Source organism: Thermocoleostomius sinensis A174, assembly GCF_026802175.1.
Taxonomy (GTDB): Bacteria; Cyanobacteriota; Cyanobacteriia; order Elainellales; family Elainellaceae; genus Thermocoleostomius; species Thermocoleostomius sinensis.
On sequence record NZ_CP113797.1, the window covers coordinates 4,384,208 to 4,394,706 of the forward strand.

The following is a 10,499-nucleotide window of genomic DNA, read 5'->3' on the forward strand; positions in this document are numbered from 1 at the left end:
GCGGGTAAGGGCGATTCACGAATCGTTCTTACGAGTGGTTCATCTGTTGCGAAGAATTGTTTCAAGCAGCGTAGGTCTGCACTTCCTGACAATGCTGTTAAGGCAAGTATTTTAATTGGCCCTATCAACCAACTGCGAACTCCGGTCTTGGCAGTTTGTAATACACCTTTACTTAAGGCTGAAATGTCACAATGAGCAGAGTACCCGTAGCAGTAGTGTCATCACCCATCGGAAAATGCTTGAATTTGTTTGGCAGCAATTTTGGAAGCGATTAAAAACCTTTACAGATTTTGGCAAGCGTTGGTGGGCTGGACACGGACAATTTCTACTGGTTCTGTTTTTGGGAGTTTACGTACCACTTTCGATTTTTGGGCTATTGGCAGTCAAAATCTGGCAGCACGAGGGGGGACTGAATTGGGATGTGACAATCATGTTAGCAATTCACCAAACTGCCCAGTCTGACCTCGATCGGGTGGCGTCCCTACTGACAAACTTTGGTACAAAGTGGGGGGTATTTCCAGGCAGTGTTCTAGTCGCGTTGATCCTCTTGAGTGTCCGACGCTGGCGATCGCTCCTCTATTTTTTAGTGACTGTGCTGGGTGGTGGTACTATCAATCGACTGGAAAAAGCATGGCTGCATCGGGTTCGCCCTACCCTCTGGGACTATGCTCCCGTTCCTGATTTTTCCTTTCCCAGTGGTCATGCCATGTCTAGCATGGTGTTTGTGGCTGCCTTAGTGATTCTAATGTGGGGCAGTCGTTGGCGGTGGTTGATCGTGGCAATGGGCGGCGTTTTTGTGGTGACAATCGGGTGGACACGGGTTTACCTGGGCGTTCACTATCCCAGCGATATCATCGCGGGTTGGATGATGGCGATCGCCTGGGCTGTGTTGGTCAGCATTGTCGTCAAACCACAACTAACAGCCGCTAATCCGCAAGAAGATGCGATTGACCAGTCTAATTCTCCGCCTTCCGCTCAGCATGAAGTAAATTCAGCTAACCACTACGACAGTTCCAGCAATTCTGTTTGACCTTGCTCTGGCGGTTGCAGCGTAACCTCATCACGACGTTTGAGTTGCCAAGCTTTGTCCTGAGCCAGTTCCAAAACTGCTTGATGATAGTGTGCTAATGTTGCTCGATGTCCCACGCTCAGAAACGTTGTGCCCATTGCTTGCAGGTGTTGGTATAAGCGTTCCTCGTTGTTTAGATCTAGGGCACTAGTGGCTTCATCAAGAATGGCATAATTCGGTTTGTTGAGCAGCAGTCGAGCAAAGGTGAGCCGCTGTTGTTCACCCAGCGACAGCACATCACCCCAGTCTTGCTGAGCATCAAAGCCGCCAAAGCGTTCATCCAAATCGGCTAGGTTTACCTGTTCCAGCACTTGTTTTAAGTACTGCTCGTCTACATCTAAGTCAGTATGAGGATAAAGCAGTTGATCGCGCAAAGTGCCCAACACCATATAGGGACGTTGTGGCAGAAACAGAATTTGTTCTAGCGGAGGACGAATAATTGTGCCGCTGCCCGCCTTCCACAGTCCTGCGATCGCCCGCAACAACGAACTTTTACCGCAACCACTGGGACCCATCACCAACAATCCTTCGCCATTAGACAACGTCATCGACAAATCCTCGATGAGGACACGCTGATATTCTGGAGTTTGCAACGTCAGATGTTCCACTGCCAAACGTTGTTCAGTTGTATTTTCTAAATCAGTTTGTTCGATCGTTTGAATCACAGATGGTTGCACAGATAGATTCTCTTGAGAATCATCCGATCGCTGGTTAGCTGAAGAAGTAGAGCCTTTTGTAGATTCCTCTAGGAAGGTTGCAAAACTGTACAACCGATTGATTCCGGCTCCAAATGTAGTCAGAGCTTGGAAACGAGCCACTACCACATTGAGCGAGAAAAACACCCGTACAAAGGCTCCTTGGGCTTCACTAACCTTACCAACTTCTATATCTCCAGCAAAAATTGCCGGTGCTACAACCAAGGCTGGAAGAATAAATGGAATAAATTCGTATGCATTCGTTAATCCATTCAAACCGAGTTCCCACACCAGTAGCCGCTTGACATTATCAAACACATCTAGAAATCGTTGCTTGACCTGGTTTGCTTCGCGGTCTTCTCCTCGATAAAAGGCGATCGCCTCGGCATTTTCGCGCACGCGCACTAAACTAAAACGGAAATCGGCCTCTCGTTTCAATTGTTCAAAATTCAGCCGTACAAGTGGCTTACCAAACACGATCGTTGTCACCAGTGTGCCAATCAACGCGTATAACACCAGAAACAACACTAGCGGTCTAGAAATGCCCCACAGAACACCGCTGAAGGCAATCACTGCTAGAACAGATTCCACCAACACCAGCAGAAACGCCAGTGATTCTTGGGTGAAACTGCGCACATCTTCAGCAATGCGCTGATCGGGATTATCGATTTCAGCGTTGAGATGTTGCAAGTTGTAATAGGCTCGATCGCGAAAATAATTATCTAGGAACCGATGGGTCAACCAACGCCGCCATTGTAAACTGAGACGATCGCGCAAATAGTTATAGCCCGCCAAAAGGGGGGCATAAACAATCAGCACGCCAAGAAAAATGATCACTGTTTGCCAAAATCGGGATTCATCTTGGGCAGAAAGCGCTGAAATTAGCACTCCCCGCTTATTATTGAGCACCACGCTTAAGCCAGTATATGCCAGTAAACACAGCACTACCCCCAACAAAAACCCTCGGGCCTGCCACTTTTCATCGCTAAACCAATAGGACTTGGCGATCGTCCAAAATTGTTGCAGTACATTGAAATTGAACCGATCCATCAATCTACGTTCCTTTTGCGTTGCTTCTAATCGGGTTTGAATATCAACGTTGGATATCAACAGCAGTTTTGGCTTGTCCAACGGCTTGTCTAACAGCGACTTCCCCATCGTTTACTGTAAAAGCATTTACACCCAAGCTTAGTCTGTCATTAGACACAGAAGGCAGAGATTTCCACGGTTAGGATGAGATGACAAAAGCTAACGTTCAAACTCCAGGCTACATCTTCTGGTTTTCTCTCGGGCCATGTAGAGAACGGCTCTAGTTATGGGCATCCTAATAGGGTAATCAGGGATTGACCTAGGCAAAACCGGGCGGATGTTTCAGGTGAATCGGGTGCAATGCAATGGAGCTTCAAGGCGATGAAGACTTGAGGCAGAAGAACCTAGCGGGAACCCACCCGATCGATCGCTCACCCCTGATTTCCGTCCTGTTTATTCCATTGACTCAATCATCTGTAAGTCCCAGGGGAGGATAACAATCCACATGGAACAGACCATACATCAAGCTCAGGATGGCAAAACCGTAATCGTTCTTACTCCTACAGGGCGACTGGACATTACAACCGCGTGGCAATTTCGCCTAAAACTACAGGACTGTATTTCCAAAATAAGCCCTCACGTTGTTGTGAATTTGGGGCAGGTTAATTTTATCGATAGCTCTGGGTTAACCTCGTTGGTTGCAGGCATGCGCGATGCCGACAAAGTTAGCGGCAGCTTTCGCATTTGTAATGTTCATCCCGAAGCTCGGTTAGTCTTTGAGGTCACCATGATGGACTCGGTGTTTGAAATTTTTGAAACCGAGGATGAAGCCTTGGAGGGAGTGCCTCGCGAAATCATGACCTGATCTCTAAACCTATGCTAGTTGAAAGAGATAGGAAAGGACTAACTTGTTGAAACGGCTAACGAAATTTAGATAGCTCCTTACTTGGCTTCTTGCGTGGCTGATACTGTAACAGCCTCCGCTCCAGTAACTTTAATTTCTACAGAATTATTTTCCACACTCAAGCCGTGATTTGTTCTAATCTAATGCAACGATCGCCACGCTACAAACTCCTGCTAGTGATGCTTATTTTGGCGATTGCGGTCGCCAAGGTGATTCCTAACTATGGCAGCGGAAATTGGACATGGAGCCACCGTCCTGCATTAGAACCCATTCAAACCCTCAAAATTATTCAGCAACAAGGATTAGCGATACCAGGCTGGCAGACGTTGGAACAACAGGTTGGGGAAGTGGGTGGGCACAAGTGGTCGATGCAAACCCTGACCCCTGATGCTGCAAACAAGACACCACAGCCCTTCATGCTCTTGATGTTGCGACCCCAAACCTGGCACCGCGATTTACCACAGGTAGATTGGATGGACATCCACGGTGCACGCGGTTGGACAGAAGATTCTCAAAGACGCCTAACCTTCACAGTGACAGCAATCAACGATCGATCCTTCCAACCGCCGATTCGAGTCAACGCCCGGTTTTTTCGAGGCTGGGATCGAGAGCGCACCTATGCAGTGCTCCAATGGTATGCCTGGCCAACCGGAGGCAATGCATCTCCCAGTCATTGGTTTTGGGTCGATCAAGCGTCACAGTGGCACAATCGCCAGCGTACTCCTTGGGTTGCCGTTAGCCTATTGATTCCAATGCAACCGTTGGGCAACCTTGAAAGCACCCAATCACAAGCGATCTCGTTGGGGCAACTTGTACAAGCTACCCTCACGCAAGCCCTTCTCTCTCACTCCTTGTAACTCCTACTCTTCCTCATGTTCCCCCCGTATCAACGCTACTCTCGGTTCTGGAGCCTATTCCTGGCGCACCTCTATGTCACTTGGTCTAGCTTGCCGCTTGCCTTGGGGCTGTGGTTAATGCAGGGAGCCGCGTTTTCGCCAACCTTCGGGCAACCTTTGGTGCCTGCACCGCCATCAACTCGCCAGCTTTTAGAAGAAGCTAGAGAACGACTGCTCGATCGCGAGGGGGCACCGCCTCATGAAGGAAACTCAAGCGAATCCCAGCATCAGCAGTCCGCAACAGAGTTCGATCGCTATCGTTTAGGACCGGGCGACTCAATTTTTGTCAACGTGCTACGATTTGCCGATTTATCCTTCCAAGGAACACTGGATTTGTCGGGAAATGTGCTGGTGCCACTGGTCGGCACGATGAATTTTCAAGGAATGACCGTAGAGCAGGCGCGAGAACAAATTCGGGCGGCCCTCGATCGCTACATTGTGAATCCGCAGGTAGATGTCATCTTAATTGCGCAGCGACCTGTGCAAGTCACGCTCTTGGGTGAAGTCGTGCGTCCAGGCTTGTATCCATTACCGGCTCCTCAGCTTTCAACAGCCATCATTGCGGCTGGAGGATCTACAGGATTTGCCGATTTGCGCACAGTCCGCATCCGTCGATCGCTGCCCAACGGGTCTACCGTGGAACAGGATTTTGATTTATTTACCCCGCTGCAAACGGCTACCGAAATTCCGGATGTGCAGCTAGCGGATGGCGATATTATCATTGTGCCGACCCTGACGGCGGAAGATCGCCAAACTTACGATCGCACCTTAGTAGCACGGTCAACGCTGGCTCAGCCCCAAATCAATGTGCGCTATTTGAACTATGCAGCCGGAAAAGGAGGGGTCATTAGCAATTTGGTCTTGCCCAACGGCAGCAGTTTTGTAGATGCGATTGCGGCCATTTCACCTGGTTTAGATGCTGCTGATATGCACAACATTGCCCTGATTCGCTTTGATCTACAGCAAGGGCAAGCCGTGGCACAAGAACTCGATGGCAAAGACGCTTTTATGGGTGACACGTCACAGAACCCTATGTTGGAAAACAATGATGTCATTGTAATCGGGCGCAACTTTGTAGCGCGGCTGACGTATTTTCTCAACACCTTCACGCAACCATTTCGCGATGTTTTAGGCTTTCTGCTGTTCTTTGATTCGTTAACCACCACAGCAACCAACTTATTTAGACCCGCAGGTGGTTCAAGAGAGTCTGAATAACCACAGACATGGGCATGGCAGGAAAACAGGCGATCGATCGCTCACTGCTGCTGGGTAACTTAACTATGAGTCAGCACGATGAGTCGGCGAAGCCCCACTTGACGAATTCCTCTCTTTTCCTTTCCGCCTATGGTTCCACCGATTGTTAAACGCTACTTGATTGCCCTCGATCGCCACAAATGGGTTGGATTAGCTAGCTTGATTGGCGTAACCGGAATTTCCGGCATCATGGCACTTCTGCAACCGCCTCCCTCTGTCACCTTTGTTGCCCAAGGCATTTTGGCGTACAGCGCTCCACCGGAAACGTTTTCTGCTACTGGAAACGCCATTCAGCAACAGGCTCAGGCGGTGACGAAGGAAGCATTGCTATCGGATGCGGTGTTAGAGAATGCATCACAACAACTGGCAGTGCAGGAAATCGATCGATCGCCTAAAGTTCTGCAACAGCGCTCGAAAGTGGTGACGAATAATCCGGGAACCGGAGAAGCAGGGGCGGGAGCGGCTCTATTGCGCGTGTCGGTTGCCTATTCAGACAGCAATGAAGAAGTCGCTAAGGCAGTGGTCAAGGCGTTGATGGAAGCTATGATTGAACAAAGCCGTCAGTTCAATAGCCAGCAACTTGATCGCATTTTGGCTAACCTCAACCAACTCTTGCCCAAAGTTTCGCAAGAACTGGAAGTGGCAGAACGTCAGCTAGAAGAATTTATCCGCTTGGAAGGAACGGCTTTACAAGCGGCACGCAGTGGAGCTTTAGTGAATTCAATTACTGCCAGTCAGCAACAGCAGCGAGAGCTACGCCTGAACCTAGCCGGGATTGATGCCCAACTCAGTAGTTTGCAAAATCGACTGGGATTGACCCCCGATCAAGCCTATGCCTTTTCTGCTTTGAGCGCTGATCCAATTATTGCTGACCTGCGATCGCAAATTTACCAAGCCGAAGCGCAACAAGATTTACTCCGCAAAACCTTGCGCCCCGATCATCCTGCAATGGTGGAGTTGCAAAATCAACTGGATACCTTCGAGCAGTTACTCCAAGCGCGGGTTACAGAAGTGATAGGCAGTGGACAAGCGGCCCCCTTGGTTGCCTTCGATGTTATTCGTCAGGCCAGCAGTCTTGACCCGGCACGGCAACAATTAGCCGCAACGCTAGTCAGTTTGCAAACGCAGCGTGATTCCTTGCGCGAACAATTAATGAATATTGTGCGATCAGAACAGGAATTACGCCAAGAATATGCCAGAATTCCGGATCAGCAATTGGAACAACAGCGATTACAACAGCAGGTGTCGCTGAAGCGATCATTTTATGACCAAATTCAAGCACGTTTAGCCGATGTGCGATTGGCTCAAGAAGAAACAGTGGGTAGTTTAGTTGTTGCGCAATCCCCGCAGGTCGAAGCTCAGCCCTCGACCGGACCCAATAGTCTGGTGATTCTGCTGATTGGTGGTTTCATGGGGCTAGGGGTCAGTGGTGGCTTGATATTTCTGTTGGGGTCACTTGACTCAACACTGCATACCCTAGAAGATGTGCAATCTACTCTGCGTCAGCAAGATGTGCCAATCCTGGGATTGTTGCCCCTGTTGCCCGAAGCGGGTTCTGATGACATTGCTCCGCCCTTACTGCCCGTTATTGAAGCGGTCAATTCACCCTATATTGATGCTTATGAACGACTGCGCGGCAACTTACAACGCGCCAGTGGTGGCAGACTGTTGAAATTGCTTATTGTCACTAGCACGATCGCCGCTGAAGGCAAATCAACCGTGGCATACAATTTGGCCATTGCTTCGGCTAGAGCAGGCAAACGCACCTTACTAATTGAAAGTAACTTACGATCGGCCTCGCAATCTGCATCACTGCATGTAAGCCTCGATCCAGGCAGGATGCTGGAACCTTTGCGCTACTACGGCAATTTGATTGACTGTGTGCAATTATCGCCGATCGAAAACCTGTACCTTGTGCCTAGTGTTGGGCCGCAGCAACACGCGGCGGCCATTATTGACTCCAGCGAAATGCGGCGATTATTGGACGATGGGCGCGGACGATTTGATCTAGTCATTCTAGATACACCAGCCCTGAGCCGTTATAACGATGCGCTGCTATTAGAACCCCAAACCGATGGGCTGCTACTGGTAACGCGGCCGGGCTATAGCGAGGAAACCGTGCTCAATGAAGCCATGCAGGAATTGATTGATTCTGAGCAGATTAAGTTTATTGGTGCGGTGATCAATGGCATAGATGGACTGATGCAACCATTGCCGCTGGAACAGCATCTAGAACCCTATGAGGTTGACCATCATAGCGATACGAACTGCCACCATAGAGAGAGTGAACTCATCTCGAAAAGATTGATGAATTTTGGTTAGTACTCAGTTGGTATGGTCATATTAGAATGGTGCAAGCTATTAAAGTACGGTCAACTCATCAAAGATTAAGTTTCTGAAATTAGGATTCCGCATAACTTTAGAAAAGTCGCACATGGCGTTAGCCTACTTCATTTCGATCGATTGCACTAAGGCAATTTCTTGTTGATCAAAGGCAAACTTTAACCTGCCGCGTAGCAATCGCTGAATGTTCAAATGCTTACCTGGTTTTACTTTAGTTAGAGTGCGAAGAACTAAATTTTCCTCACCAAAATTTTCTAATCCATCAACATAGGTTGGCTCTAAAACATCTAGTGACTCAAGCTTTAGTTGTTGTCCCACCTCTTCAATAATTTGATAAACCCGATCGAGATTAATGTGATGGGGAACGGGAACTTCTACTTTTGCATAGATATATTGCTTGGAGTAGTTTACCACAGATCCCACTTCGCCGTTGCGGATAATTTGCAATTGCCCATCGGGGTGACGAATGTGTGTTGTTCGTAGCTCGATCGCTTCAACAACTCCTTCGACAGTTCTCTCCTCTATTCGTCCTGTTTCAATATAATCTCCTACCAAGTAATAGTTTTCAAACAGGATAAAAAAACCTGAAACAATATCATTAATTAGATTTTGTGCGCCAAATCCGATTGCCAATCCTAAAATTCCTGCTCCTGCTAAGATTGGAGTTGGATCAATTTGTATAAGTTTTAACACAGCAAGGACGGCTGTGAAATAAACTGTATATTTCAAAAAACTTTTAAACAATGGAATAATTGTTAGTCGTCGCTTTCGTTGTAAATCACTCAGGTTCTCTGTCTGTAAAACTAAATCCTCTAAAATGATATTTCCAAACTCAACTACAACACCACTTAGAAAATAAATAGCGATAATTTGAACGATTTCATCTGCATAAGCAACAATCCAAGCGATGAATTCAATATCTTGAACAACTAGTGTTGCAATGCCCACGTACAGAACATATTCCAAACATTTTTTGAGGGCAGGAACAAGATGGCGGAACCGTTCGTAATAGCGCAGTATATTATCTAGGTTAGAGAATTGTGCACTCAAAGCATCTAGGGTATCAATCAAGGCAGAAATCACTTTAACAACTAACCGCCCTACAGAGATAGCCAAGTATGCCTTCAAAATTACCCATAGGTATCTAGAAATAATGCTAGGTAGTTGCAGGAATTGAGCACAAAGAAGAATCGCAAATAGCCAAGCGCTATTCGTCAGGGCCTTTTTCAAAGCAGAAAAGAATGCAGCAATGCTGTCATCGTTTGCCTTAATCCGATCGTAGTTTTTGGCAAATTCACATGCCCAATCTAACAACCTATGCAAATAGGGAATGCTCAGTTTAACCAGCAACAGCAATAGCAAGCATTTGGTGATAGCAACGGCTAGTCCAGTCCATACAGTGGTTGGAATGCTTTGGAGCAAACCAAGCTGATAGTCCAAAACACTCTTGCCCTGATAAATTAGCGCACCATTAACAGCAACGACTAGAAGGCATAACCCAATACATGTAACGAGTAAAATCAGTCCTGCATTTTGGCGTAGAGCGGCTAGTTGAGCAGACTTATTGGGCAACACTTTAGTTGCTATGGTGGTTGTTGCAATGCCAATTAGCCAATTCAACACCGAGAAGGTGAGAATGAGAGTCGCAACCTCAGCAAGCGTTAGGAGAATATCCACGATCGTTTAAACAGCATATTGTGAACCTTAGAGGTGAGAATCATATCGCACGACGGTGCCAACTGTTGGTTCTTGCCGAAACAGTCGAGGCAAATTATGCCCTCTTGACTGTTAAACTTGCTAGCTGAACGTCCTAACTACTCAAGTTAATTTCGCCAGCTTCTGCATCCCGTGGTAGTGAAGACTCTAATTCAATGAAATGACCGCCTACCCCTAAACTGACATCCCGAACCAGAGGTGAATCAACTAGATAGATGCTGAACAACCAGTAATTGCGACGGCGGACATACTGATCAACCACCCATTGTCCAGAGGGACGAGGCAGCGCCCGAATCGTAGTGCAAGCGGCTTGAACCGCTGGAGGGCGATCGGCTTGGCGGCAGGTTTTATAGACCACATAATCTCGATAATCTTTGCGCGTAGGATTAGTGAGAATCGCGATCGCCATTAGCCCAACTGTGACGATTCCAGCTTTGACTATCGTCCTAACCACAATCATGCTCCTTGCTTTGAGTAGCCGATAAATCTGAATCGATTCGGTAGCGGAGTTAGTTGGATGGTAAGCAGATCTTTCCCTAAATTGGGTTTCTTAAACGGGAAGTTCTGGCTATTCCTGGTGTTTTCAACCTAGA

General features: G+C 47.7%; 9 protein-coding genes. 6 read left to right on the top strand and 3 right to left on the bottom strand.

The features are described from left to right. Positions 1-235 precede the first annotated feature (235 nt). Positions 236-1,030 (top strand): phosphatase PAP2 family protein, encoded by a 795-nt coding sequence (locus OXH18_RS18930; protein WP_268608928.1) that lies wholly within the window; start codon positions 236-238, stop codon positions 1,028-1,030. Here OXH18_RS18930 and OXH18_RS18935 read toward each other — a convergent pair. Next, positions 1,003-2,814, bottom strand: coding sequence for an ABC transporter ATP-binding protein/permease (locus OXH18_RS18935; protein ID WP_268608930.1), 1,812 nt, complete (start codon positions 2,812-2,814; stop codon positions 1,003-1,005). The two genes, OXH18_RS18930 and OXH18_RS18935, sit on opposite strands and share 28 nt — an antisense overlap. Positions 2,815-3,298: 484 nt before the next feature. On the opposite strand from OXH18_RS18935, the gene OXH18_RS18940 reads away from it, so the two are divergent. From OXH18_RS18940 to OXH18_RS18960, 5 genes are all read left to right on the top strand, one after another. After that, the gene (locus tag OXH18_RS18940) at positions 3,299-3,658 is read left to right on the top strand and encodes an STAS domain-containing protein (protein ID WP_268608932.1); all 360 of its coding nucleotides are present in this window, start codon (positions 3,299-3,301) and stop codon (positions 3,656-3,658) included. Between the two features lie 182 nt (positions 3,659-3,840). Beyond that, positions 3,841-4,554: a cyanoexosortase B system-associated protein gene (locus OXH18_RS18945; RefSeq protein ID WP_268608933.1), complete on the top strand. Its 714-nt coding sequence runs from the start codon at positions 3,841-3,843 to the stop codon at positions 4,552-4,554. A 15-nt stretch (positions 4,555-4,569) separates the two neighbouring features. Beyond that, complete coding sequence (locus OXH18_RS18950; protein WP_268608935.1) at positions 4,570-5,808, top strand: polysaccharide biosynthesis/export family protein; 1,239 nt, start codon at positions 4,570-4,572, stop codon at positions 5,806-5,808. Between the two features lie 14 nt (positions 5,809-5,822). Next, positions 5,823-5,957 carry a hypothetical protein gene (locus OXH18_RS18955; protein WP_268608937.1) on the top strand — a complete coding sequence of 45 codons (135 nt, stop codon included), beginning with the start codon at positions 5,823-5,825 and terminating at the stop codon, positions 5,955-5,957. Further along, the gene (locus OXH18_RS18960) at positions 5,938-8,169 is read left to right on the top strand and encodes a GumC family protein (RefSeq protein ID WP_268608939.1); all 2,232 of its coding nucleotides are present in this window, start codon (positions 5,938-5,940) and stop codon (positions 8,167-8,169) included. Before OXH18_RS18955 ends, OXH18_RS18960 begins: the two co-directional genes overlap by 20 nt. Positions 8,170-8,292: 123 nt before the next feature. Here the strand turns inward: OXH18_RS18960 and OXH18_RS18965 are convergent, their stop codons facing one another. Together OXH18_RS18965 and OXH18_RS18970 are read right to left on the bottom strand one after the other, a co-directional pair. Next, entirely contained in the window at positions 8,293-9,867 is a 1,575-nt protein-coding gene (locus tag OXH18_RS18965; RefSeq protein WP_268608940.1) for a mechanosensitive ion channel family protein, read from the bottom strand. Positions 9,868-10,000: 133 nt separating this feature from the next. Beyond that, positions 10,001-10,360 carry a DUF4359 domain-containing protein gene (locus OXH18_RS18970; protein WP_268608942.1) on the bottom strand — a complete coding sequence of 120 codons (360 nt, stop codon included), beginning with the start codon at positions 10,358-10,360 and terminating at the stop codon, positions 10,001-10,003. Between the last annotated feature and the right edge of the window lie 139 nt (positions 10,361-10,499).